The organism is Tardiphaga sp. 768_D3_N2_1 (assembly GCF_052076105.1).
Classification (GTDB): domain Bacteria; phylum Pseudomonadota; class Alphaproteobacteria; order Rhizobiales; family Xanthobacteraceae; genus Tardiphaga.
The window spans coordinates 730,730-755,733 of record NZ_CP197245.1; the positions used below are offsets into that span (position 1 = coordinate 730,730).

Consider the following 25,004-nt stretch of genomic DNA (forward strand, 5'->3'; position numbering starts at 1 on the left):
CGACCTCGCACGCAATTGATTGTATAGTTAAAGGCATGGAGGAGGCGAGACGTACTGCGTTGCATCAAATTGCCCGAACTCTAGGAACGGAGGTTCGCCATGAAAGTCAAAGAGGTGATGCACAAAGGTGTCGACTGGGTCAGCCCCGACACCCCTGTCACCGAACTCGCTAAATTGATGCGAGGGCATGATATTGGCTGCATTCCGGTTGGCGAGGACGACCGCCTGATCGGGATGGTGACCGACCGCGACATCGTCTGCAAAGGGCTCGCGAGGAACAGCTTCGATGCCAGTCGCGCGACGGCCCGCGATGTGATGACCGAAGGTATCCATTGTTGCAGGGAGGACGATGACCTCGCAAAGGCAATGCATCACATGGAGAAACTGCGTGTCCGCAGGCTGCCGGTGATCAACAAGAGTAAACGGATGGTCGGTATCGTCAGTCTGGGCGACGTTAGCCATTCTGCATCAGGTGATTTGTTGTCCGAGTGCGTCAAGAGCGTTTCGGCCCATCACTGAAGCGCGGCCAGCGCTCCTCTTGCGATCCGGCGGAGGGGCGCGGGCCAGTCGGCACGATCGCGAAGCAGCTTGACGACAGAACTTTGCTCGTCGAGTTCAGCGATGGAGAAGGTCGTGCCTGCGCAGCTGCGCCATTGTCCGCAGAAGGAGCGAGGCGTGAAGCGAAATCGCGATTTTTATATCACTGAAACTGCTTAATAATCTCCGGGATCCTTCTCTTGCGCAGCCCTCACATTCGTTTCCACAACGAGCGGTGGCTCGCCAATCCCAGCCGTATTGAGGTTCTGCCCAGGCTCCCCACATCATCTTGATAAGGGAGTCCAGGCTGTGCAGACCGTACGGGCTACTCTTGCCGCGACAATTGCGATTGTCGCTCTGGCTGTCTCCCCCACCACGTCTGTTTCGGCAGAGGGGAGCGGAAAACTTGTGCTGACGATCGCAATCGACGGAGCGATCGGACCGGCAACCGCCAGCTATGTGAAAGACGCTCTCGCCAAGGCAAGCGAACGGCGCGCCGAAGCTGTTATTCTGCGTCTGAATACGCCGGGCGGTCTCGTCACCAGCATGCGCGAGACCATCGCCGACGTGCTGGCCTCGCCCGTTCCTGTCATAGGTTATGTCGCCCCGTCCGGAGCCCATGCCGCCAGCGCCGGCACTTATCTCCTCTATGCAACGCATATCGCCGCAATGGCGCCGGGCACTAATCTCGGCGCGGCAACGCCAGTGCAAATCGGAAGTCCCGTTCCAGGCCTGCCGGGCATCACTCCTGACAAAGACGGCAAGGACAAGAAAGACAGCACCCAGCAAACGGAGCCGAAGGATACAATGATGGCGAAGGCGACGAACGACGCCGTCGCCTTTATCCGCAGCCTGGCCGAGCTGCGAGGACGTAACGCCGATTGGGCCGAGAAAGCCGTCCGCGAGGCAGCCAGCCTTTCCGCCAGCGCCGCATTGCAAGCGAGCGTCATCGATCTCATTGCGCGCGACCCGGTCGAACTGCTCAGGCAGATCGATGGCCGCGTCGTGGAACTTCCCGGCGGCGACAAACGGCATCTAGTGACGAAGGATGCGACGATCGAGACGATCGATTCCGGATGGATCGCGCAATTTCTGTCTGTGATCACCAACCCCAACGTCGCCTTCATTCTTCTGCTGGTTGGCATCTACGGCCTGATTTTTGAATTCATGTCTCCTGGCGCCGTCGCGCCCGGCGTGGTCGGCACGATCTGCCTGCTGCTCGGCCTCTATGCCCTCAACCTGCTGCCGACCAACTATGCCGGTCTGGGGCTGATGATGTTGGGGATCGCGCTTCTGATTATCGAGACCTTCAATCCGACCGTGGTTGTTGGCCTTGGCGGAGCCATCGCCTTGCTCCTTGGTGCGTTGATGTTGTTCAGGATCGAAGCGCCCGGATACCGGCTGTCATGGACGCTCGTCGGCATCGTGACGGCGATGCTCATCGGATTGGTTCTCATTGTGCTTGGCTCGCTTCAGCGTGCCCGCAAAGCTCCAGCACGAGTCGGGGGGGGGGGGGGGGGGGGGGGGGGGGGCGGCGGGGGGGGGGGGGGGGGGGGGGGGGGGCGGCCCCCCCCCACCCCAGGCTCCGGCGTTTGCGGCTCACCCCCCTCCCGGCGCTACGCGCCACCCTCCCCCGCAAGGGGGGAGGGGACCATTGGCGCCGGTGCCGGCCATGGTCTCGCGTATCGCGGAGTCTTCGCATGACCCCGCATTTCCTCACCCGCACGCTGGATCGTAGCGCCACGGTCTTCCTGCTGATCGTCGCTGCCGTCGGCGTCCTCATTCCGCTGTCCAACCTGCTGCTGCCCGCGGATTCGCCGTTGCAGGTGCCGACCTATCTGATGGCGCTGTTCGGCAAATATGTCTGCTACGCCATTCTCGCGCTCTCCATCGATCTGATCTGGGGCTATTGCGGCATTCTCTCGCTCGGCCACGGCGCCTTCTTCGCGCTCGGCGGTTACGCCATGGGCATGTATCTGATGCGCCAGATCGGTTCGCGCGGCGTCTATGGCAATCCGCTGCTGCCGGACTTTATGGTGTTCCTGAACTACAAGGCGCTGCCCTGGTACTGGTATGGCTTCGACATGTTCTGGTTCGCCGCGGCCATGGTGCTGATCGCGCCGGGCATCCTCGCTTTCGTGTTCGGCTGGCTCACCTTCCGCTCGCGCGTGTCGGGCGTGTATCTGTCGATCATCACCCAGGCCATGACCTATGCGCTGCTGCTGGCGTTCTTCCGCAACGATTTCGGCTTCGGTGGCAATAACGGCCTGACCGATTTCAAGGACATCCTCGGCTTCAACGTGCAGGCCGACGGCACCCGTGCGGCGCTGTTCGCGCTGAGCTGTCTGGCGCTGATCGTCGGCTTCCTCGTCTGCCGCGCCATCGTCACCTCGAAGCTCGGCAAGGTGTTGATCGCCATACGCGATGCGGAATCCCGCACGAGATTTTTGGGCTACCGCGTCGAATCCTACAAACTGTTCGTGTTCACCCTGTCGGCCTGCATGGCCGGCGTCGCGGGGGCGCTCTATGTGCCACAGGTCGGCATCATCAATCCCGGTGAATTCGCCCCGGCCAACTCCATCGAGGCCGTGATCTGGGTCGCAGTCGGCGGCCGTGGCACGCTGGTCGGTGCGGCACTCGGCGCGGTCGTGGTCAACTACGCCAAGACGGTGTTCACATCGGGCGCCCTTGCTCCGTACTGGCTGTTCATGCTGGGCGCGCTGTTCATTCTCGTGACGCTGTTGCTGCCGAAGGGCATCATCGGAACCTTCAATGCATGGTCGGAAAGCCGCAAAGCCCGCAATAGCGCGAATGCCGATAGCGCGGCAGCGGAAGATGGCGTCACCAAACCTCATCTGGCGGAGAAGGCGTGATGACCGTGACTGAAACGCCAGCCCCGGCAACACCCGCGGCCCACGCGCCCGCCGTGGTCGATCCCGTGGTCGCGGCGCGAGAAGCCGAAGCGCGCCAGAAGCGCATCACCTCAGCACAGCTCTATCTCGACGGCGTCCATGTCTCGTTCGACGGCTTCCATGCCATCAACAATCTGTCGATGGTGCTGGCGCCCGGCGAGATGCGCGCCATCATCGGCCCGAACGGCGCCGGCAAGACCACGATGATGGACATCATCACCGGCAAGACCAAGCCGGACGAGGGCGACGTCTATTTCGACGGCACCCATGATCTCACGCAGCTGGACGAGACCAAGATCGCCGAACTCGGCATCGGCCGCAAATTCCAGAAGCCGACAGTGTTCGAGAGCCAGACCATCTATGACAACCTGCTGCTGGCGCTGAATGTCGATCACTCTGTGCGCGGCACCCTGTTCTGGCGCGGCAGCCGCGGCGAGGCCGAACGTATCGACAAGGTGCTGGAGACCATCCGTCTCACCGACGCGCGCGATCGTCTCGCCGGCAATCTCTCCCATGGCCAGAAACAGTGGCTCGAAATCGGCATGCTGCTGGCGCAGGATCCGAAGCTGCTGCTGGTGGACGAACCTGTCGCGGGGATGACCGATGTGGAAACGCATCAGACCGCCGAGCTGCTGAAAGCGATCAATCGCGACAACAAGACCGTGATGGTGGTCGAGCACGACATGACCTTTGTGCGCGAACTCGGCGTCAAGGTGACATGTCTGCACGAAGGCACGGTGCTGGCCGAAGGCACCATCGACGATGTGTCGACCAACGACCGCGTGGTCGAAGTGTATCTGGGGCGATAGAGCATGCTCAAAGTCGACAATATCAGCCTCTATTACGGTGCAGCCCAGGCGCTGCGCGGAGTTACCGTGTCGGCGGAGCCCGGCAAGGTCACCTGCGTCCTCGGCCGCAATGGCGTCGGCAAGACCTCGCTGCTGCGCGCCATGGTCGGCCAGCAGGCGATCTCGTCGGGCTCCATCACCTTCGACGGTCAGGATATCTCGACGCTGAAACCGTTCGAGCGGGCGCGGCGCGGCATTTCCTTCGTGCCGCAGGGCCGCGAGATCTTTCCGCTGCTCACGGTGGAAGAGAACCTCAAGACCGGCTACGCGCCGCTGAAGCGCGCCGACCGGCACATTCCCGACGACGTGTTCTCGCTGTTTCCGGTGCTGAACTCGATGCTCGGCCGCCGCGGCGGCGATCTCTCCGGCGGCCAGCAGCAGCAGCTCGCCATCGGCCGCGCGCTGGTGATGCGGCCAAAACTCCTGCTGCTGGATGAGCCGACCGAAGGCATCCAGCCCTCCATCATCAAGGATATCGGCCGCGCCATTTCCTATCTGCGCTCGCTCGGCAATATCGCCATCGTCCTCGTGGAGCAGTATCTCGACTTTGCCTGCGAACTCGGCGACAACTTCGCCGTGATGGATCGCGGCGCGGTGAAATACACCTGCGACCGCTCAACGCTTGATCCCGCCGAGATCAGCCGCCAGATGGCGCTGTAACGCGGGCGCAAGGCCGGAGAGTGCATGCAGGCTGACAACACCACGCTGTCGTCCTCGGCGATTTTTGCCGCCAACCGTGCCCGCGGCGCAGTGACGTTCGACGTTCATCTGGTGGATGGCAAGACGCGCCGCCGCCAGCTCCACGAATCCGGCTCGCTGCGCGTGCGCTTCCCGTCTCCCGAAGATGACGGCCTCTCGGCGATGTTCGTCAACACCGCCGGCGGTGCGGCAGGCGGCGACCGTTTCGATATCGATATCGCGGCCGGTGAGGGCGCAAGCCTGACAGTGACCACGGCGGCCGCCGAGAAGATCTATCGCTCCCATGGTCCCGCCGCCGAAATCAACATCGCGCTGAAGGCTGAGGCCGGCGCGCATCTATCCTGGCTGCCCCAGGAAACCATCCTGTTCGATCAGGCCCGCACCATCAGGCACATCGATATCGATCTGGCCGATCGCGCGACGCTGCTGCTTTGCGAGATCGTTGTGTTCGGTCGTGCGGCCATGGGCGAGGTGATGCAGACGGGGTCTTTCGTCGACCGCTGGCGCCTGCGTCGCGGCGGCAGGCTGGTGTTCGCGGAAAACGTGCGGCTGGATGGCGATATCGCCGCCAAACTGGCGCGGCCGGCAATCGGACGTGGCGCCGTGGCCATTGGCACGGCGCTGATCGTGCCCGGCGACGAGGCGCTCATCGAGCGGCTACGTGAAGCCACGGATGGCTCTGGCGGCGAAGTTGGTATCTCCTGCTGGAACGGCTTTGCAATGGCCCGCTTCTGTGCACAAGATGCGGCCAAGCTGCGCGCCGACATGATGGCGGTGCTTGGACGATCGGGCGCGATGCTGCCGCGCATGTGGTTGAACTAACAACTATTCAGAGTGTCCGGATGAATCTCTCCCCCCGCGAAAAAGACAAGCTCCTGATCTCGATGGCCGCCATCGTGGCGCGCCGCCGGCTGGAGCGGGGCGTCAAGCTCAACCATCCCGAGGCCATCGCCATCATCTCCGATTTCATCGTCGAAGGCGCGCGCGACGGCCGCACCGTCGCCGAGCTGATGAAATCCGGCGCTGAGGTCATCACCCGCGCGCAATGCATGGATGGGATTGCCGAGATGATCCACGACATTCAGGTGGAAGCGACGTTCCCCGACGGGACCAAGCTCGTCACCGTTCACGAACCCATTCGTTGAGGCCCCACATGATCCCCGGCGAGTTCTTCATTCAGGACGGCGAGATCGAGCTCAATGCCGGCCGCAAGACCGTGACATTGACCGTGGCGAATTCCGGCGACCGGCCGATCCAGGTCGGCTCGCACTACCACTTTTTTGAAACCAATCCGGCGCTGAAATTCGACCGCAAGAAGGCCCGCGGCATGCGCCTCGACATCGCCGCCGGCACGGCGGTGCGCTTCGAGCCCGGCCAGAGCCGCGACGTGCAGCTGGTCGAACTCGCGGGCAAGCGCACGATCTATGGTTTCCGCGGCGCTGTGATGGGGAAGCTCTGAACGCCTAGCCGCCGGCGCTGTCCATCATGAACGAGCGGAAATATCGATCGATGGCCAGCGATATCAGGACGACCGAGACGAACAGAAGACAACTATACAATGACCAGCGTCCGATATCGTTACGAAATGATCGGATGCCGAGGATCACGAACCAGATGCCGAGAGCGATGCTGAACCAGTTGAACCAGGTGACGAGGATCGCTTCCGCGGCGTCCAGTTCGGCAATGAAGCCGTCGGGAAATCCGAGCCACATGACGCGGGTCAGGTATAGCCAGAACGTCAGCGCGAACAGCAGGCACGCCGCAGCAAATGGATAGACGTTCTTCCATCTCACGATATCGGTCTCCGTTTCAGATCCCGACGCCGCGCGCCTCGTTGGGGTGCGCGAAGCTATGGAAGTCGCGGGTCACGCCGTCAATGAACGAAGGCGCAGGCAAGCGTACCGTCTACGGATTCCGCAGCGACGTAATGGGGAAGTTGTGATTGTTGGGAATGTGACGGCCGTAGTGCTCCCTCCCCCCTTGCGGGGGAGGGCCGGGGAGGGGGGTATGCCACACAACGAGGTCGGCGAGTTTCAGCGCGGTCGTGCCAAGGAACTGAGGCGCGTCATGACTCGCGCCGAGACCTTGCTATGGCGGCAGCTAAAAGCACACCGTCTGGAAAATTTGGGTTTTCGTCGGCAGACCCCGATGGGTGTTTACATTGCTGATTTCGTTTCCCATACGAGCCAGCTCATTGTCGAAGTCGATGGTGAGAGCCATGATTTTGTAGAGCGCATCGCGCACGATGCGCGCCGCGACGCTTGGTTTGCCGCGCGCGGCTATCGCGTCCTTCGTTTCAGCAATGACGATGTCATCAAGAATCTCGAAGGTGTTGTCCTCGCGATCGGCGAGGCCGCCACCTGTGGCGCACCCCCCTCCCTGACCCTCCCTCGCAAGGGGGGAGGGAACACTCCGGCCAATGGAGCGAAAACATGCCCGTGAAAATCAAACGCTCCGTCTATGCCGACATGTTCGGCCCGACCACCGGCGATCGGGTGCGGCTCGCCGATACCGATCTGATCATCGAGGTGGAGAAGGACTTCACGACTTACGGCGAGGAAGTGAAGTTCGGCGGCGGCAAGGTGATCCGTGACGGCATGGGGCAGTCGCAGGCGACCAACAAGCAGGGCGCGGTCGACACCGTCATCACCAATGCGCTGATCGTCGATCACTGGGGCATCGTGAAGGCCGACGTTGCCATCAAGGACGGTTACATCACCGCCATCGGCAAGGCCGGTAATCCCGACATCCAGCCGGGCGTGACCATCAATGTCGGTCCGGGCACCGACGTGATCGCGGGGGAGGGCAAGATCCTCACCGCCGGCGGCTTCGACAGCCATATCCATTTCATCTGCCCGCAGCAGATCGAGCACGCGCTGATGTCGGGCGTCACCTCGATGCTTGGCGGCGGCACCGGGCCGTCGCACGGCACCTTCGCGACGACCTGCACGCCCGGCCCGTGGCACATCGCGCGGATGATCCAGTCCTTCGATGCGTTTCCGGTCAATCTCGGCATTTCCGGCAAGGGCAATGCCTCGAAGCCCGCGCCGCTGGTGGAGATGATCAATGCCGGCGCCTGTGCGCTGAAGCTGCACGAGGACTGGGGCACCACGCCCGCCGCGATCGATAACTGCCTCAGCGTCGCCGACGACCACGACATCCAGGTGATGCTGCATTCCGACACGCTGAACGAAAGCGGCTTCGTCGAGGACACGATCAAGGCCTTCAAGGGCCGCACCATCCATGCCTTCCACACCGAAGGTGCGGGCGGCGGCCATGCGCCCGATATCATCAAAGTCGCGGGCCTCAAGAACGTGCTGCCGTCGTCGACCAATCCGACCCGGCCGTTCACGCGCAACACCATCGATGAGCATCTGGACATGCTGATGGTGTGCCACCATCTCGATCCGTCGATTGCGGAAGATCTTGCCTTTGCCGAAAGCCGCATCCGCAAGGAGACCATCGCGGCCGAAGACATCCTGCACGATCTCGGCGCGCTCTCGATGATGTCGTCGGACAGTCAGGCCATGGGCCGGCTCGGCGAAGTGATCATCCGGACGTGGCAGACCGCCGACAAGATGAAGAAGCAGCGCGGGTCGCTGAAGGAAGACAAGGGCAACAACGACAATTTCCGCGTCAAGCGCTACATCGCGAAATACACGATCAACCCCGCCATCGCTCATGGCGTCTCGAAGCTGATCGGCTCGGTGGAGAAGGGCAAGATGGCCGATCTCGTGCTGTGGTCGCCGGCCTTCTTCGGCGTCAAGCCGGATCTTGTCATCAAGGGCGGCTCGATCGTCGCGGCGCCGATGGGTGATCCGAACGCGTCCATTCCCACGCCGCAGCCCGTGCACTATCAGCCGATGTTCGGCGCCTTCGGTCGCGCGCTGACGCAGTCGTCGGTGGTGTTCACATCGGGTGCGGCGGTGGCCGGCGGTCTCGCCAAGAAGCTCGGCATCCAGAAATCGCTCTATGCGGTTGAGAATGTCCGCGACGGCATCTCGAAGAAGAGCATGATCCATAACGGCGCGACGCCGAAGATCGAGGTGGATTCGGAGACGTACGAAGTGCGCGCCGACGGCGAACTCCTGACCTGCGAGCCGGCGGAAGTCCTGCCGATGGCGCAGAGGTACTTCATGTATTGAGGGGGCTCAGCCCCCTTCCTCCCCCTTCCATTCCCCCCTAATGTCCGTCCCGGCATCCTTAGCCACAACAACAGACCGGGAGGACTCCCCTTGATCTACGTCGTTGCCACTCTGTCCGTGAAACCCGAAGCCCGCGCCGAACTGATCGAAGCTGCCAAGGCTTGTATCGCCGAGACCCGCAAGGAAGCGGGCAATATCGCCTATGATCTGCACGAGAGCGTCACCGATCCCACCCGCATGGTGTTCGTCGAACAGTGGGAGAATGCCGAGGCGCTGGTGCCGCACCGGACGCAGGAGCATATGAAGACCTTCGGCCGCGTCGCGGTGAAATGCTTCAGCGCGCCTCCGAAAATCGAAATCATCACCCCGGCTGACGTCGTGGTGCGCTAAAGCGCCAGAGCATGATCCCGAAAAGTGGGTACCGGTTTTCGGGTAAGATCATGCTCAAACAAAAAGCTGAACGAGAGATTCCATGATCCGCGCGACTGAGGTCAAAGGCCAATACAACTGGACAGAGGCGGCGGTGGACACCGTCGTTCTCGACTTCGACGATCGTCATCGTCGCCGCATGGCGATGACGGGGACGCGCGGACTGGAATTCCTGCTCGATCTCGAAAACGCCGTCGCCTTGCGCGGCGGCGATGCGCTGGTGCTGGAAGACGGCCGCCTGATCGAGGTGGTCGCGGCGCCGGAGCCCTTGATCGAGATCCGCGGCACCGATCCCGGCCATCTGGTGCGGCTCGCCTGGCATCTCGGCAATCGCCATCTGCCGACGCAGATCATGGCCAGGGGTCTACGTATCCGCAGCGACCATGTGATCGAAGAGATGGTCAAGGGCCTCGGCGCGCGCGTGATCGAGATCGAGGCCCCGTTCGATCCCGAAGGCGGCGCCTATGCCGCTGTGCATGAACCGGCGGGTCATGGGCATCACGGTCATCATGATCATGCCCATTGCGATCATGGACACAATCACGACCACCAGGGGCACGACCACCATGGCCACAGCCATGACGCGCACGGTCATGCCGGTCATGGCCATGACCAGCATGTCCATGACGAGCATTGCGGTCACGATCACGATCACCACGATCACCACCATCATCATGATCACGACAGCACGCACGACCACCATCGTCACTCTCATGCTCATGACCACAAATAGACCGGCGGACGATAGTTCGCTGAACGATTCTCCCGCCTTGTCTGCCGACGAAGGCGCTGCGCTGTACCGGCTGATGACCTGGCTGTCGCCGGCTTTTCCGGTCGGCGCGTTTTCCTATTCCAGCGGTATCGAATGGGCGGTGGAAGCAGGCGACATCACCGATGCTGCCAGCCTGCAGGACTGGTTGTCGGCGATGCTGTCCGATGGCGCAGGCTTTTGCGATGGCGTGTTTCTCGCGCATGTGCACCGCGCGGCATCTGACGGCGACGACACGGCACTGCGCGAGATTGCCGAACTCGCCAGCGCCTTCGTGCCCACAAGGGAACGTCAGCTCGAAACCACCACGCAGGGCAGGGCCTTCATCGAGATCGCGCGCAATGCCTGGCCGCATGAGGGGATGGAGCGGCTGATCGCGAGTTGCGACAGCCCGATTGTCTATCCCGTTGCCGTCGGACTTGTGAGCGCCGCCCATGGCGTGCCGCTCTCCGCAACGATGCATGGCTTCTTCCATGCGGTGGTCTCGAACTGGATTTCCGCGGGCGCGCGGCTGGTGCCGCTCGGTCAGACCGACAGCCAGCGCGTGCTTGCAGCGCTGGAGCCCGTCGTCGTGACCACAGGCCATCGCGCCATGGCGGCATCCCTCGACGATCTCGGCGGCGCCACATTCCGCTCTGACATCGCCAGCATGCGTCACGAGACGCAGTATACGCGGTTGTTCAGGTCATGATTTGCAACAACATCCTCAACCCAGAGAGCATTTGACATGTCCAGTTTTCACGGTCCGCTCCGCGTCGGCATTGGCGGTCCCGTCGGCTCCGGCAAGACCGCGCTGATGGATCTGCTGTGCAAGACCATGCGCGAGCGCTACGACATCGCTGCGATCACCAACGACATCTACACGAAGTGGGACGCCGAATATCTGGTGCGCTCGGGCTCGCTGACAGCAGATCGCATTGCCGGCGTCGAAACCGGTGGCTGTCCGCATACGGCGATCCGCGAGGACGCCTCAATGAACCTTGCCGCCGTCGCCGACATGCGCGTCAAGTTTCCCGATCTCGACATGGTGCTGATCGAATCCGGCGGCGACAACCTCGCGGCGACCTTTTCGCCTGAACTGGCCGATATCACCATCTACGTCATCGACGTTGCGGCCGGCGACAAGATCCCTTCCAAGGGCGGGCCGGGCATCACGCGCTCCGACCTGCTGGTGATCAACAAGATCGACCTTGCGCCCTATGTCGGAGCCTCGCTTGAAAAGATGGACGTGGATGCCAGGCGAATGCGCGGCACCCGGCCATTTGTAATGACGAATATGAAGACCCAGGACGGCCTCGACCGGATTATCTCATTCATTGAGACAAAGGGCGGGCTCAAGGCGAAAGCGGTGGCTTAATACTTGAGAGGAGGACTTGAGTTCGAAGCCTGATCTAAGGCCTGGACTTGAGCTCTTCATATCTCGTTGTCTATAACGGCGAACGGCCCGGTACCCCGATGGGCATTGCGCGTTCAGCCATTTCGTTAAGCCTGTTTCTCTAGATTTGTCCCGGTCCAGAGTTTTTTCCAGCGGGCTGGAACCAATTCCTTCCGGCGTGATTGGCATACTCCCGAGCCGCTGAACCGGCAGCAACGTCTCTTATTCCGAGTAACCGCGTGGTCCGGCTTGGCTTCATCATCGCACTACTGGCACTGGTCGGAGTTCTGCTCTCCGGCCTCGCCGCGTTTCGCGTGCATGATCAGGAACTGGCGATCGAGAATATCGCGCTGGGTCGGGCCGTGGATATCCATGCCAGCCTGGTTCAGGAGCGTCTGACCGAACGCGAATTGCTGGCCCGCGTTGCAGCCGGCCTGTTTCGCTCCCCCACGGTCATGCGGGCCAATATGCTGCAGCCGTTGCGGGCCTCGATCTACGCCTTCAAGACCGATTTCGCCATCGCCGGCTGGATCGCTCGCCTGCAACCGAACGAATTGCCGGCCGCCAGCACGGAGCTCGCCAGTGCCGGCTACCGCAATCCCACGATCCGCAACTACAATGACGATCGCCTCGATACCAAGGCACTGGAGCAGCCGCTGGACGTGCTGATGGACGTCGAGCCGCGCAATTCCGTCACCGAAGGCTTTGTCGGTCGCGTCCTGAATTTCTCCCCCGTCACAGGGCCAACGCTGGCGCGCGCCCTGAACGAGGGCAAGCCGGTCGCCTCCAATCCCACGCCGCTGCAGCAGCCTGATGGACAATTGGGATTGGTACTGGTGACGCCGGTTGTGTCCGAGGGCAATCCTGCGCCGGCCGGCTTCGTGTCGTTCTCCTATGAACTCGGGCCGCTGATGCTGGCCAATGACGAGATGTCATTGTTCTCGGTGGCGCTGAAAGATCCGCGTGTTGCCGATGGCGAAATCGTCGCCGACGACGAGGGCAGGGTGACGGCCCGCCCGTTGGTGGGGAATGGTCCTGCGCTGGCAGTCCTGCGCACGGTTTCGTTCGGCGGGCGTGACTGGTCGCTGGGTTACTATCCGAAGGTCAATACCGAGCTGCGCGCGCAGCGCACCGCGATCATCGTTGGCGGGTTCGGCCTCGCGCTGACGGCCATCGTTTGCGGACTGTTCGGCTATGTCTCCTACGCCAATCTGCGGCTGCGGCGTGAGGTCGAGACCCGTATCGGTTTCGAACGTCGCCTGACCGCCGTTATCGACGAGCTCAATCATCGCGTGAAGAACATCCTGGCGGTGATCCAGTCCATCGTGACGCGCACGCTGCGTCACGGCTCCGATGTGGACAGTGCGCGCGATCTCCTGATCGGCCGCATTCATGCGATGTCGAATGTCGTGTCGCTGCTGAGCGAGAGCCAGTGGCAGGGCGTGCAGCTCAAGGGCCTGTTCGAGGCGCGTGCGATCCCGCATGCCGACCGTATCGCACTGGAAGGTCCGGACATCATTGTCAGCGCGCGCGCCGCGCAGAGCCTGTCGCTGCTGTTCTTTGAACTGGCCTCGCATTCGGACGAGGGCCTGTCGCTGGTGGGCAAGCATCCGCATATCGTTGCGCATTGGGAGATTACGGGCAGCGAGCCGGACGGGCAGTTCAATTTCCGCTGGGAAGAGTTCAACACCAGCCAGGCAACGCGGCGGCCGGATAGCGATTTCGGTCTGGTGCTGCTCGATCGCGTAGCGCCGGAAGCGCTGGGTGGTACGGCGAAGCGTTACTTCACCGACGTATCCTACGTCTATGAACTGACGGCACCGGTCGAGACCGTGATCGACATGACCGAGCGCGACCGGACGGAAGCGCTGGCGAAGCCGATCAGATAATCGATCCCCTCCGCCGGTCGAAGCCGGGGCGTCAGGGCAACTGGCTTGCTTCACCCAACAAAAAAGCCGGCGTTTCCGCCGGCTTTCGTATTTCTTGTAGGCTCGACCGCGCTCGTTAGTGCGCAGCTTCCAGAGCAGCAGCTTCCTGCTTGGCGATGGTGCCCTTGACCGCGGTCTGCACCTTTTCAAAGGCACGGACTTCGATCTGACGGACACGCTCGCGCGAGACGCCGAACTCCGAGGCGAGATCTTCCAGCGTCATCGGTTCATCGGCGAGGCGACGTGCCTCGAAGATGCGCCGTTCGCGCGGGTTGAGCACACCGATGGCGCCGTTCAGCGCCTGACGGCGATGATCGAACTCCTCGTGTTCCGCCATGATGGCTTCCTGGTTGGGCGAGTTGTCGACCAGCCAGTCCTGCCATTCGCCGGCTTCGCCGTCGTCACGGATCGGTGCGTTGAGCGACGCGTCGCCACCGAGGCGGCGGTTCATGTCGACAACGTCCTGTTCCGTCACGCCGAGGCGCGTGGCGATCAGCTTCACCTGGTCGGGGCGAAGATCGCCTTCGTCCAGGGCGGAAATCTTGCTCTTCGCCTTGCGCAGGTTGAAGAACAGCTTCTTCTGGTTCGCGGTGGTGCCCATCTTCACGAGCGACCACGAACGCAGGATGTACTCTTGAATCGACGCCTTGATCCACCACATGGCGTAGGTGGCCAGGCGGAAGCCTTTCTCCGGCTCGAAGCGCTTCACAGCCTGCATCAGACCGACGTTGCCTTCCGAGACAACTTCGGAGATCGGCAGACCGTAGCCGCGATAGCCCATGGCAATCTTGGCAACGAGCCGCAGATGGCTGGTCACAAGGTGATGTGCAGCGTCGCGATCGTCGTGCTCGCGCCAACGCTTGGCAAACATATATTCCTGCTGAGGCTCCAGCATCGGAAACTTGCGGATCTCGGCGAGGTAATGCGAGAGGCCGGATTCTCCATTGAGAACCGGAAGGGTAGCTGTGCGGGCCATTATGATGCCCTCCAGTGGTTCAGACCCCCGATAGCGGCGGGCCAGGCAGCGAGCGCTTTGTTAAAGCCGCCCTGGCTGCGATGTTCCGCGTCTCATTTGACGCAGGTGCAACATACACCCTACTACAAGCGTATTGAAAGTGAATTCCCTGTCACGTTCCCGTGGGCCCCATATAAGCGTTTGGAAAAGCTTACTTTTTTATATGCATCTGCGTCATTCTGGCACGGCCATATGGGCCCGCAAAACCGCCAAATCGTGAGGAAGCTCGCTGGTCCATTCCAGAATCTCGCCCGTGCGAGGGTGCTCCAGAGCCAGCAAATAAGCGTGAAGCGCCTGCCGGTCGAGGGCGTCCAGCGCGGCGCGGCTCTTGACGCCGAGTGACGATGCCTTGGTCTTGAAATGCGAGCCATAGACCGAATCCCCCATCAGCGGATGCTGGATATGGGCCAGATGCACGCGGATCTGGTGGGTCCGGCCGGTCTCGAGCTGGCAGGCCAAGAGGGTGGCGATCGGCTTGCCGTGGCGATCCGGGAATTCCTGCAGCACTTCCCAGTGGGTCACGGCATCGCGGCCGCCTTCGCGGACCGCCATTTTCTCGCGGGCATGCGGGTGCCGGTCGATCGGCGCCTCGATGGTGCCGCGCGGTCGGTTCGGAACGCCCCAGGCAAAGGCCATATAGCCGCGCCGCATCTCGTTGGTGCGGCCGTGATCGGCGAATTGCGCGGTCAGCGACGCATGCGCGGCGTCGTTCTTGGCGACCACCATCAATCCGGTGGTGTCCTTGTCCAGACGGTGGACGATGCCCGGCCGCTTGACGCCGCCGATCCCCGACAGCGACGCCCCGCAATGGGCAATCAGCGCATTCACCAGCGTGCCGGTCTCGTGGCCGGCGGCGGGATGCACGACGAGGCCCTTCGGCTTGTTGATGACGATGATGTCCTCGTCCTCGAACACGATATCGAGGGCGATATCCTCGCCTTCGGGCTCCGGCGCCACGGCCGGCGGCACGTCGATTGTGATCGTATCGCCGGCAGCGACATGATAAGCGGGGTCGCGCACGGGGGTGGGGTCCTGCGACGACCGGGTGATCGTCACCTGGCCGGCAAGGATCAGCGCCTTCAGCCGCGACCGCGACAGAGCCGGGCTGCGCACGGCGAGCACGCGATCGAGCCGGGTCGAGCCTTCGTCGCCCTGCACCGTGACATCCAGCCGTTGATCGTTCATTCCAAAGCGCCTTACCTGACAGAAGCGTGTTGCTTCGAGAGCCGTGAATTAAGAGACGAGTATTTGCATGACACAGCCCGCCGCCGATAGCGCGCCCGAACCGACCCTTGAGCAGGCCGCCATGATCGCGCGCGTCCGCCGCATGATGCTGATCGCCGGCCTGACGACCGCTCTGGGCGTCGGCGCGCTGCTCGTCGTGATCGGCTACCGCCTTTTCCGCACGGATGGAAGCACCGTGACGTCGGCCACCACGGCGACCCTGCCGAAAGGCGCCAAAATCCTTTCCACGGGGGTGGCCGGCGACCGGATCGTGCTGACCCTGGACGTCGGCGGCAGCACCGAAATCCGCACTTTCGACGCCAAGAGCCTGAAACCCGCGGGAACGCTGAAATTCGCCAGCGAGCCCTAGGCCCGCCCCGGACCAGTCTTCAACATATGGGGACCGGAATGACGTCTGCACCTTGCAGCCGCGGCCATTCACGGCTATTCCCTGCCCACACGCTCCCTTCGTCTAGCGGTTAGGACGCGGCCCTCTCAAGGCTGAAACAGGGGTTCGATTCCCCTAGGGAGCGCCAGCTATTTCAATGACTTATGGTATTCGATCGATCGAATATGGGTCGAATAAACGCTTGTGAACTACGGACCACGTAGGCGATCGCGGGCGACCGATTTAGTCTTCTTTTCAACCAGTAAGTGGTCCAATAATTTATCGGCCCCGCAAGCTAAGCCCAGGCCGGCGACCGAACTCTTCCCGAAAACACAGGTCAATGCTCGCCATAACTCGCGGCAGCAGGGCTGATGATACGTCAGCCACAGGTGATCGGCGAATTAACGAGTCCTTGGCTTAGCTTCGGCGGGCCGCTTCTGGCGTTAAGCGGACAGCGACGGTTCTCAGCCTTGCCCCTGCAGAAATTCCGCGATCTGCGCCTTCAGCCAATGGACAAAACTGCGCGCCTTGCGGCCGAGCGGGCGGTTCTTCGGCCAAGCGACATAGTGGGCCATCGGACGCTCGAACGGCGCATTGAACAATGGGACGAGCGTGCCGTCCTGGATCTCGTTGCGCAGCAGGAAAAGCTGCCCCACCGCAACACCGACGCCCTCGACGGCGGCCTGATAGGTCAGCACCGAACTCGGGAAACTGATCCCGACATCGGTGAGTAGGTCCGGCCGCTTCACCGCCATCAGCCAGTCCGGCCAGTCGGCGCGACGATAATGCGAATGCAGCAGTTGCACCTTGCGGAGATCGTCGAGTTCGACGAGACGCGTTCGCTTCAGCAGTTTGGGGCTGCAGACCGGCTGGATCAGATCCTTGAAAAGCAATTCGGTTTCCACACCGGGCCAGTTACCATCTCCGAATTGTACTGCCAGATCGACCTTGTCCTTCTCGAAATCGATCGGGGCTACGACATTGCTGATGTTCAGCTTGATCTGCGGATAGGCGACATAGAAGGACGGCAGGCGAGGGATCAGCCATTTTGCGGCGAAGGTCGTGTAGACCCGGATCTTCAGCGGCTCGGCCTTCCCGGTGGCGGTGAGGCTCGCGGTGGCATTGGCGATGATGCGGAAGGCCGGCGCGATCTGGCGCTGGAATTCCTCGCCTTCTGATGTCAGCCGCAATCCATGCTTGTCGCGCTCGAACAACCTGACGCCTAGAAAACCTTCCAGCGTGTTGATCTGCCGTGAGATCGCCGGCTGCGTCACGCGCAGCTCCGCTGCCGCGCGTGTAAAACTGAGATGGCGCGCAGCGACGTCGAATACGTGCAGCGGGTTGAGCGGCGGGATCACGGGTTCAGTCGGGCAATTCTGATCATTACATTATGTAATGACCATATAACTGATCTGCAGTTGTCCGTCAAAGCCTGCGCTGGGAAACAGAGTCTGTAATCCAGCAGGTGCGCCAGACAGATGAATTTCGAACTCAACGAAGAGCAGCAGGCATTCGCAGATTCCGTGCGTCGTTTCGCCGAGGCGAACCTGAAGGACGGCGCGCTGGAGCGTGCGCATGATCCGCATTTTCCCCGCGAGGTCGCGCAGATGCTCGGCAAGCAGGGGCTGATGGGCATCTCGTTCGATCCGGCTGATGGCGGCCAGGGCGGCACGCTGTTCGACAGTGTGATCGCCATTGAGCAAATCGCCTCGGTGTGCCCGCGCAGCGCCGATGTGGTGCAGGCTGGTAATTTTGGCCCGATCCGCACCTTTGTCGAATATGCGACGCCGGAGCAGAAGGCGCGCTGGCTGCCGGATCTCTTGGCCGGCAATATCTGCATCAGCCTCGGCATGAGCGAACCCGATGCCGGTTCCGCGGTGACCGAACTCAAAACAACGGCGACGCAGGACGGTGACGACTTCGTCATCAATGGCAGCAAGGTATTCGGCACCCACAGCCCGGATGCAGCGATCTATCTCGTTTATGTGCGTTTCGGGCCCGGCGTGAACGGCATCGGCTCGGTGATCATCGAGCGCGACACACCCGGCTTCACCATCGGCAAGCCGACGCCCTTCATGAGCGGCGAGCAGTGGAGCCAGCTCTATTTCGAGAATTGCCGCATTCCCGCGCGCAACGTGCTGCTCGGTGTCGGCGGCTTCAAGAAGCAGATCGCCGGCTTCAACGTGGAGCGTCTCGGCAATTCGTCGCGCTCACTCGCCCTCGGCCGCTACGCCTTCAATCTCGCACGCGAGCATGCGTTGATCCGCAAACAGTTCGGTCGCCCGCTCTGTGAGTTTCAGGGTTTGCAGTGGAAATTCGCCGACATGGCGCTGAAGCTGGAATCCGCGCAAATGCTGCTCTATCGCGCCGCCAGTGTCACCGAAGGTCTGCCGTCGCCCTATCAGACGGCGATCGCCAAGCTCGCCTGCAATCAGGCCGGTTTCGAGGTCGCCAATGAGGCGGTGCAGGTGATGGGCGGTCTCGGTTACAGCCAGGAATCGCTCGCTGAATATTGCATGCGTCGCACCCGCGGCTGGATGATTGCCGGCGGCTCGACGGAAATTCTCAAGAACCGGATCGCAGAAGACGTGTTCGACCGCCGCTTCGATCAGCGTGGACAGGCCGCACGTGCAAGCTAGGACGACAAAGCCGTCGCTCGGACAGGCGCTGCTCGCGCCGCGCAGCATCGCGCTGGTCGGTGCGTCCGATGACGTGTCGAAGACGTCGGCACGGCCGCTGCAATATCTGCGACGTGCCGGCTATCAGGGCACAGTCTATCCGATCAATCCGCGCCGACCGACAGTCCTCGGTGAGACTGCGTGGCCGTCGCTCGCCGAACTTCCGGCGGTGCCGGATCACGCCTTTATCCTGACGCCCACCGAAGACGCTGTGGATGCTGCCGCCGAATGCGCGCGGCTCGGTGTCCCTGTGGCCACCATTCTTGCCTCGGGCTTTTCGGAGGGCGGCGAAGAAGGTCAAAAGCTCGTGGCGCGCCTGCAGAGAATCTGCGCCGACACCGGCTTGCGTATTCTGGGCCCCTCGAGCCTCGGCGCCATTAATCTGCGTCGCAAGACCATCATCACCGCCAATGCGGCCTTCGCCGAGCCGGACCTGCCGACTGGCGGCATCTTCGTGGCGTCGCATAGCGGCAGCCTGCTTGGTGGTCTGATCTCGCGCGGCAAGAGCCGCAATGTCGGCTTTGCCGGCCTTGTCTCGGTGGGCAACGAGATCGATCTCAGTCTCGGTGAGGTCTGCTCGGCGACGCTCGATGATCCCGACGTGACCGGCTACATGCTGTTCCTCGAAAGCATTCGTCACGCGCAGGATCTGCGCAGCTTCGCGCTTGCCGCGGCCGAACGCGGCAAGCCGGTGGTCGCCTATAAGCTCGGACGTTCCGCTGCTGCTGCCGAACTCGCGCTGTCGCATACGGGCGCGCTGGCCGGCGAGGACGATGTCGCCGCAGCGTTCCTCGCCGACTGCGGCATCGCGCGCGTGTTTAATTTCGAGACCTTGCTGGAAAGCCTGCCGCTGCTGCAACGGATGCCGGCGCGTCCGGCCGCAGCGGGCAGCAAGCGCGTCGGCGTGGTGACGACGACCGGCGGCGGCGCGGCAATGGTGGTTGACGAACTCTCGATGCGCGGCATCGATGTGGTGAAGCCCAGCGACGAGACTTTCGCGCGTCTCGGGCAAGCCGGTGTCCGGGCCAATCACGAGCGCATCACCGATCTGACTTTGGCCGGTACGCGCTATGACGTGATGAAAGCTGCGCTCGACACCATGCTGTCGGCGCCGGAATTCGATGTGGTGGTCGCTGTGATCGGCTCATCAGCGCGGTTCAAGCCGGAGCTCGCGGTCAAGCCAGTGATCGACAGTGCATCCTCGGCCAAACCGCTGGTGACATTCCTGGTGCCCGATGCGCCGGATGCGCTGGACATGCTGACGACCGCAGGCGTGCCGAACTTCCGTACGCCCGAATCCTGCGCCGATGCGGTCGCGGCTGCCTTGTTGCGACGGCAGCCGGCGGCGCTGGCGAAGCCGTTGCATGACACCAGGGCTGTCGCCACGAGACCGCTTGACGAAATGGCCGCGTACAAATTGTTCGAGACGATCGGCGTACCGCATGCACCCGCCGTGGCCCTCGATATCGACGCCGCGTCGATCACTCTCCCGTTCGCCTATCCCGTTGCGGTGAAGCTGCTGTCGGCGGAGGTTGCCCACAAGACCGAGGTCGGCGGGGTCGTGCTCAATGTCGCCGATGAGTCTCAACTCAAGGCGGCGATGCGCAAGATTGCCGACAATGTCCGCACGCATCGGCCGGGCGCGAACATATCGCAGGTGCTGGTGCAGCCGATGACCTCCGGTCTTGGCGAGATGCTGCTCGGCTATCGCGTCGATCCTGAAGCAGGCCCGTTGGTGCTGCTCGCGGCTGGCGGCATCTATACGGAAATCTATCGCGATCGCAGCATTCGTCTCGCACCGGTCACGCTCGACAACGCGCGGAGCATGATCATGGAGCTGTCAATCAGCCGTGTCTTCCAGGGGTTCCGCAACAAGCCACACGGCGATATGGAAGCGCTGGCGCGGGCAATCGTGGCGATGTCGCAGCTTGCGGTGAATGAAAGTGCGGTCGTGGTGGATGCCGAAATCAATCCGCTGATCATCAACCGGGTGGGCGAGGGCGTCGTCGCCGTGGACGCGCTGGTCGCGCTCGCCTGAAGGGAGGCAACATGATTGAAGACCTGAAAAACAAGGTCAATGCGGACGAGATGCTGGTGAAGCGCGGGCGCTTCCTCACCACCACCTTCCTGCTCGAAGTCGGCACGACCGCATGGTTGATCGCCATTGCAGAAGGCAAGGTCGTCTCGGTCACCAAAGGCCCGTTCGTGATGCCGTCATGGTCGTTCGCGCTGCGCGCATCCGACGACGAATGGAACAAGTTCTGGAGCGCGAGGCCGCAGCCGGGTTCGCACGACCTGATGGCGCTGATCAAGCGTCGCACCCTGAAGGCCGAAGGCAATCTGCAGGTCTTCATGGCCAATCTGCGTTACTTCAAGGAAGCGCTGGTGAAACTGCGCGCAGGAGCCGCCGCATGACCGTTCGCTTTGAAAACACCGTCGGCCGCTACATGCATCTCGACCTGTTCGGTCGCAAGCACCGCATCTATGTCGAGGAAGCCGGCGAGGGCACGCCGCTGTTGTGCCTGCACACTGCAGGAGCAGATGGCCGCCAATATCGCGCTCTGATGAATGACGAGCGCGTCACGGCAAAGCATCGCGTCATCGCTTTCGACATGCCCTGGCACGGCAAGTCGTCGCCGCCGGCGGGATGGCACAATGAAGAATATCAGCTCACTTCGGCGCAATATACCGAGATGATCCTCGCGGTGTCGGTTGCGCTCGACCTCGACAAGCCCATCGTGATGGGCTGCTCGATCGGCGGCCGCATCGTGCTGCATCTGGCGCTCGAACATCCGGAGCGCTTCCGCGCCATTATCGGCCTGCAGGCCGGCGCGCATGTCGATCCCTATTACGATCTCAACTTCCTGCATCGCCCGGACGTGCATGGCGGCGAGGTCTGCGCGGCCATCGTATCGGGCCTCGTCGGTCCTGATGCGCCGGATGCCGATCGCTGGGAGACGCTGTGGCACTACATGCAGGGCGGCCCCGGCGTATTCAAGGGAGATCTGTATTTCTACAAGCTCGACGGCGATATCCGCGCACGCGTCGCGCAGATCGATACATCGAAATGCCCGCTGTTCCTGCTGTCCGGCGAATACGACTACTCCTGCACGCCGGAAGAGACGATGGCCGTCGCCAATAGCGTCAAGGGCAGCCACGTCACCATCATGAAGGGTCTCGGCCATTTCCCAATGAGCGAGGATCCCGAAAAATTCCTCGGCTATCTGCTGCCGGTGCTCGAACAGATCAAGTGAACCAAGCCTGACAATAAACTCGAGAGGGGAAACGCGTGAAGATCAACAAGCTGCTCGTGACGGCTGCGATGCTGTCATTCGTCACATCTGCGTCTGCTGAAATCTCCAACGGCACCGTCAAGATCGGCGTGCTCACCGACATGTCCGGCCCCTATGCCGACAATGTCGGCGCCGGTTCGGTGCTTGCCGCGAAGATGGCGGTGGAGGATTTCGGCGGCAAGGTTGCAGGCATGCCGATCGAGGTGATCTCGGCCGACCACCAGAACAAGGCCGATATCGGTCTCGCGCTGGCGCGCAAGTGGTACGACACCGAAGGCGTCGATACGATCACCGAAGTGGTGTCGTCGGGGGTGGCGCTCGCCGTGCAGCAGCTGTCGCGCGAGAAGGACAAGGTGTTCCTGGCCACCGGCCCTGGCACGCCTGATCTCACCGGCAAGGCCTGTTCGCCGAACGGCGTGCACTGGGCCTATGACAATTACGCCCTTGCGAATGTTGCCACTGCGCCGTTGGTGCAGAAGGGCCTGAAGACCTGGTACTTCCTGACCGCGGATTACAGTTTCGGTCAGGCGCTGGAGGCGGAAGCCTCCAAGGTCGTTCTCGCCAATGGCGGCAAGGTACTGGGCTCGAGCAAGCATCCGCTGAATTCGTCGGACTTCTCGTCCTTCCTGCTGCAGGCGCAGGCCTCGAAGGCGCAGGTCGTCGGTCTCGCCAATGCCGGTTCGGACATGATGACGGCGCTGAAGCAGGCCAACGAATTCGGTCTCACCTCGGGTGGCCAGAGCATGGCGGCGCTTCTGGTCAATCTGCCGGATATCCACGCGCTCGGCCTTGCCAGCGCCAAGGATCTGATCTTCGCCGACAGCTTCTACTGGGATGCCAATGACAAGACCCGTGCATGGAGCAAGCGCTTCATGGAGCGTTTCAACGGCAAGGCGCCGGGCAGCCTGCAGGCCGCTGTCTATGGCGCGGTGACGCATTATCTCAAGGCGGTCGAGGCGACCAAGAGCGATGTCGGCTCGGTGGTCGTGCCAGAGATGAAGAAACTGCCGATCAACGACTTCTACACCACCAATGCCTCGATCCGCGAAGACGGCCGCGTGATCCGTGACATGTATCTGCTGCAGGTCAAGGATCCCAAGGAATCGAAGTATCCGTGGGACTACTACAAGATCCTCGACACCGTCCCCGGTGACAAGGCGTTCCGCCCGCTCAAGGACGGCAACTGCCCGCTGGTCAGCGCGGCCAAGTAAGAGCCGAGCTTCAATAAACCTGTCCCCAACTCGCGGGCACGGCGTTGCCGTGCCCGTTTTGCTTACCAAGGGATCTTGTGATGATCGACTATCCAGCGCTCAGACTTTTCATCGATGGCCAATGGCGAAGCGGCGAGGGCCGCGCGAGCGAGCCGGTGCTCAATCCAGCGACTGGCAGCGTGCTCGGCGAGTTGCCGCATGCGAGCGCGGCGGATCTTGACGAGGCGCTGGCGTCATCAGCGCGTGGCTTCGAGCAATGGCGCAGGATGTCGGCGGTCGACCGCGGGACGATCCTGCAGCGCGCTGCGGCACTGATCGTGGAGCGCAAGGAGGCGATCGCCAGCCTGATCACGCTCGAACTCGGCAAACCGATCGCGGAGTCGCGCGTCGAGCTGGACACCGCCGCCGGCATTTTCGCGTGGAATGCGGAGGAGGGCCGCCGCGCCTATGGCCGCGTGATCCCGTCGCGCAGCCGCGCCATTCAGCAGATCGCGATACGGGAGCCGCTCGGTCCCATCGCCGCCTTCGCGCCATGGAATGCACCGGCCATCACGCCGGCACGCAAGATCTCGAGCGCACTGGCGGCAGGCTGTTCGGTCATCATCAAGCCGGCCGAGGAAACGCCAGCCACGGCGCTCGCCATCGCCGCCGCGCTGGAAGACGCCGGCCTGCCTGCGGGCGTGCTCAATGTGGTGTTCGGCAATCCCGCGCTGATTTCACAGAAGCTGCTCGCGTCGCCGGTCACCCGCGGTCTGACCTTCACGGGTTCGACCGAGGTCGGCAAGCAGCTAGGTGCGCTGGCTGTGCAGACCATGAAGAAGATGACGCTGGAGCTCGGTGGCCACGCGCCGGTCGTGATCTTTGGCGATGTCGATCCGGAAGCCGCTGCGATCTCCGCCGTGACGGCCAAGTTCCGCAACTCCGGACAGGTCTGCACCTCGCCGACGCGGTTCTTCGTGCATGAATCGATCCATGATCGCTTTGCCGCCAAACTTGCCGAACTCGCCAATGCCATCGCCGTTGGCGACGGTTTCGCGGCGACGACCAAGATGGGTCCCCTCGCGCATGCGCGCCGCATCGAGAGCATGGAACGTTTCGTCGATGACGCGCGCGCGCGCAACATCGCTGTGTCCGCCGGCGGTGAACGCTGTGGCAATCAGGGCTTCTTCTATCGCCCGACCGTGCTGTCTCATGTGGACGACGACTGCATGGCTTCGAATGTCGAACCGTTCGGGCCGCTCGCGGCAACCGCGCCGTTCCGGACCATGGATGATGCCATCCGTCTCGCTAACCGTTTGCCGTTCGGTCTCGCCTCCTATGTGATGACCCACGACATGCGCAATGCGTCAGCGATCACCGAGGCGATCCAGAGCGGCAATGTCATCGTCAATCACTGGCAGGCCTCGCTGCCGGAGACGCCATTCGGTGGTTACAAGGATAGCGGTATCGGCTCGGAAGGCGGCATTGAGGGGCTGCAGGAATTCCAGACAATCAAATATGTGAGCCAGCGTGCGGAATGACGAAAGAGATCGCTGTTATCGCGCAGCAGGTTC

Annotated in this window: 26 protein-coding genes and 1 tRNA gene; 23 read left to right on the top strand and 4 right to left on the bottom strand. The window is 62.4% G+C overall.

Translation table 11 applies throughout. The features are described from left to right. Positions 1-99 precede the first annotated feature (99 nt). From AB8A27_RS03470 to AB8A27_RS03505, 8 genes are all read left to right on the top strand, one after another. Positions 100-519, top strand: a complete 420-nt coding sequence (locus tag AB8A27_RS03470; protein WP_441240694.1) for a CBS domain-containing protein — start codon at positions 100-102, stop codon at positions 517-519. A 327-nt stretch (positions 520-846) separates the two neighbouring features. Continuing rightward, positions 847-2,241, top strand: coding sequence for an NfeD family protein (locus AB8A27_RS03475; protein ID WP_441240695.1), 1,395 nt, complete (start codon positions 847-849; stop codon positions 2,239-2,241). Continuing rightward, positions 2,238-3,410, top strand: a complete 1,173-nt coding sequence (gene urtC / locus AB8A27_RS03480; RefSeq protein ID WP_441240696.1) for an urea ABC transporter permease subunit UrtC — start codon at positions 2,238-2,240, stop codon at positions 3,408-3,410. The genes AB8A27_RS03475 and urtC overlap by 4 nt, the downstream gene beginning before the upstream one ends. Then, positions 3,410-4,258: an urea ABC transporter ATP-binding protein UrtD gene (urtD, locus tag AB8A27_RS03485; protein WP_441240697.1), complete on the top strand. Its 849-nt coding sequence runs from the start codon at positions 3,410-3,412 to the stop codon at positions 4,256-4,258. The genes urtC and urtD overlap by 1 nt, the downstream gene beginning before the upstream one ends. A gap of 3 nt (positions 4,259-4,261) precedes the next feature. Then, positions 4,262-4,957 (top strand): urea ABC transporter ATP-binding subunit UrtE, encoded by a 696-nt coding sequence (gene urtE / locus AB8A27_RS03490; RefSeq protein ID WP_092149854.1) that lies wholly within the window; start codon positions 4,262-4,264, stop codon positions 4,955-4,957. Positions 4,958-4,981: 24 nt separating this feature from the next. Next, positions 4,982-5,818 carry an urease accessory protein UreD gene (locus AB8A27_RS03495; RefSeq protein WP_441240698.1) on the top strand — a complete coding sequence of 279 codons (837 nt, stop codon included), beginning with the start codon at positions 4,982-4,984 and terminating at the stop codon, positions 5,816-5,818. Between the two features lie 20 nt (positions 5,819-5,838). Then, complete coding sequence (locus tag AB8A27_RS03500; protein WP_068733936.1) at positions 5,839-6,141, top strand: urease subunit gamma; 303 nt, start codon at positions 5,839-5,841, stop codon at positions 6,139-6,141. 8 nt (positions 6,142-6,149) lie between these two features. After that, positions 6,150-6,455 (top strand): urease subunit beta, encoded by a 306-nt coding sequence (locus AB8A27_RS03505; protein ID WP_441240699.1) that lies wholly within the window; start codon positions 6,150-6,152, stop codon positions 6,453-6,455. Positions 6,456-6,459: 4 nt separating this feature from the next. On the opposite strand, the gene AB8A27_RS03510 is transcribed toward AB8A27_RS03505, so the two are convergent. Beyond that, complete coding sequence (locus AB8A27_RS03510; RefSeq protein WP_441240700.1) at positions 6,460-6,789, bottom strand: hypothetical protein; 330 nt, start codon at positions 6,787-6,789, stop codon at positions 6,460-6,462. Between the two features lie 214 nt (positions 6,790-7,003). Here AB8A27_RS03510 and AB8A27_RS03515 point away from each other — a divergent pair, with 214 nt between their 5' ends. The 7 genes from AB8A27_RS03515 to AB8A27_RS03545 all read left to right on the top strand — a co-directional run bounded on the left by AB8A27_RS03515 (position 7,004) and on the right by AB8A27_RS03545 (position 13,603). Then, the gene (locus AB8A27_RS03515; RefSeq protein WP_441240701.1) at positions 7,004-7,438 is read left to right on the top strand and encodes an endonuclease domain-containing protein; all 435 of its coding nucleotides are present in this window, start codon (positions 7,004-7,006) and stop codon (positions 7,436-7,438) included. Then, the gene (gene ureC / locus AB8A27_RS03520; RefSeq protein ID WP_441240702.1) at positions 7,429-9,141 is read left to right on the top strand and encodes an urease subunit alpha; all 1,713 of its coding nucleotides are present in this window, start codon (positions 7,429-7,431) and stop codon (positions 9,139-9,141) included. The genes AB8A27_RS03515 and ureC overlap by 10 nt, the downstream gene beginning before the upstream one ends. A gap of 90 nt (positions 9,142-9,231) precedes the next feature. Next, on the top strand, positions 9,232-9,531 hold the full coding sequence (locus tag AB8A27_RS03525; protein WP_068733944.1) for a putative quinol monooxygenase: 300 nt from the start codon (positions 9,232-9,234) through the stop codon (positions 9,529-9,531). Positions 9,532-9,613: 82 nt separating this feature from the next. Continuing rightward, a complete protein-coding gene (locus AB8A27_RS03530) occupies positions 9,614-10,303 on the top strand; it encodes an urease accessory protein UreE (RefSeq protein WP_441240703.1) in 690 nt (229 codons plus the stop codon). Further along, complete coding sequence (locus tag AB8A27_RS03535) at positions 10,284-11,030, top strand: urease accessory protein UreF (protein ID WP_441244816.1); 747 nt, start codon at positions 10,284-10,286, stop codon at positions 11,028-11,030. Before AB8A27_RS03530 ends, AB8A27_RS03535 begins: the two co-directional genes overlap by 20 nt. 36 nt (positions 11,031-11,066) lie before the next feature. After that, on the top strand, positions 11,067-11,696 hold the full coding sequence (gene ureG / locus AB8A27_RS03540) for an urease accessory protein UreG (protein WP_439094331.1): 630 nt from the start codon (positions 11,067-11,069) through the stop codon (positions 11,694-11,696). Positions 11,697-11,953: 257 nt separating this feature from the next. Further along, on the top strand, positions 11,954-13,603 hold the full coding sequence (locus tag AB8A27_RS03545) for a CHASE domain-containing protein (protein WP_441240704.1): 1,650 nt from the start codon (positions 11,954-11,956) through the stop codon (positions 13,601-13,603). A 115-nt stretch (positions 13,604-13,718) separates the two neighbouring features. On the opposite strand, the gene rpoH is transcribed toward AB8A27_RS03545, so the two are convergent. Beyond that, positions 13,719-14,618, bottom strand: coding sequence for an RNA polymerase sigma factor RpoH (rpoH, locus tag AB8A27_RS03550; RefSeq protein ID WP_441240705.1), 900 nt, complete (start codon positions 14,616-14,618; stop codon positions 13,719-13,721). A gap of 213 nt (positions 14,619-14,831) precedes the next feature. Beyond that, entirely contained in the window at positions 14,832-15,842 is a 1,011-nt protein-coding gene (locus AB8A27_RS03555; RefSeq protein ID WP_441240706.1) for an RluA family pseudouridine synthase, read from the bottom strand. Positions 15,843-15,909: 67 nt separating this feature from the next. Between AB8A27_RS03555 and AB8A27_RS03560 the strand changes: the two genes are divergently transcribed. Continuing rightward, positions 15,910-16,251: a hypothetical protein gene (locus tag AB8A27_RS03560; protein ID WP_089261503.1), complete on the top strand. Its 342-nt coding sequence runs from the start codon at positions 15,910-15,912 to the stop codon at positions 16,249-16,251. Positions 16,252-16,342: 91 nt separating this feature from the next. Next, positions 16,343-16,417 (top strand) — tRNA-Glu (locus AB8A27_RS03565). Positions 16,418-16,733: 316 nt separating this feature from the next. Here AB8A27_RS03565 and gcvA read toward each other — a convergent pair. Then, positions 16,734-17,627, bottom strand: coding sequence for a transcriptional regulator GcvA (gene gcvA, locus AB8A27_RS03570; RefSeq protein ID WP_441240707.1), 894 nt, complete (start codon positions 17,625-17,627; stop codon positions 16,734-16,736). 120 nt (positions 17,628-17,747) lie between these two features. On the opposite strand from gcvA, the gene AB8A27_RS03575 reads away from it, so the two are divergent. The 6 genes from AB8A27_RS03575 to AB8A27_RS03600 all read left to right on the top strand — a co-directional run bounded on the left by AB8A27_RS03575 (position 17,748) and on the right by AB8A27_RS03600 (position 24,971). Beyond that, positions 17,748-18,908 (top strand): acyl-CoA dehydrogenase family protein, encoded by a 1,161-nt coding sequence (locus tag AB8A27_RS03575; RefSeq protein ID WP_441240708.1) that lies wholly within the window; start codon positions 17,748-17,750, stop codon positions 18,906-18,908. Continuing rightward, on the top strand, positions 18,898-20,985 hold the full coding sequence (locus tag AB8A27_RS03580; RefSeq protein WP_441240709.1) for an acetate--CoA ligase family protein: 2,088 nt from the start codon (positions 18,898-18,900) through the stop codon (positions 20,983-20,985). Before AB8A27_RS03575 ends, AB8A27_RS03580 begins: the two co-directional genes overlap by 11 nt. Before the next feature lie 11 nt (positions 20,986-20,996). Further along, positions 20,997-21,362, top strand: coding sequence for a hypothetical protein (locus tag AB8A27_RS03585; protein ID WP_441240710.1), 366 nt, complete (start codon positions 20,997-20,999; stop codon positions 21,360-21,362). Further along, a complete protein-coding gene (locus AB8A27_RS03590; RefSeq protein WP_441240711.1) occupies positions 21,359-22,201 on the top strand; it encodes an alpha/beta fold hydrolase in 843 nt (280 codons plus the stop codon). Before AB8A27_RS03585 ends, AB8A27_RS03590 begins: the two co-directional genes overlap by 4 nt. Before the next feature lie 68 nt (positions 22,202-22,269). Beyond that, positions 22,270-23,451: an ABC transporter substrate-binding protein gene (locus AB8A27_RS03595; RefSeq protein WP_441244817.1), complete on the top strand. Its 1,182-nt coding sequence runs from the start codon at positions 22,270-22,272 to the stop codon at positions 23,449-23,451. An 80-nt stretch (positions 23,452-23,531) separates the two neighbouring features. Further along, complete coding sequence (locus tag AB8A27_RS03600) at positions 23,532-24,971, top strand: NAD-dependent succinate-semialdehyde dehydrogenase (RefSeq protein ID WP_441240712.1); 1,440 nt, start codon at positions 23,532-23,534, stop codon at positions 24,969-24,971. Positions 24,972-25,004 lie beyond the last annotated feature (33 nt).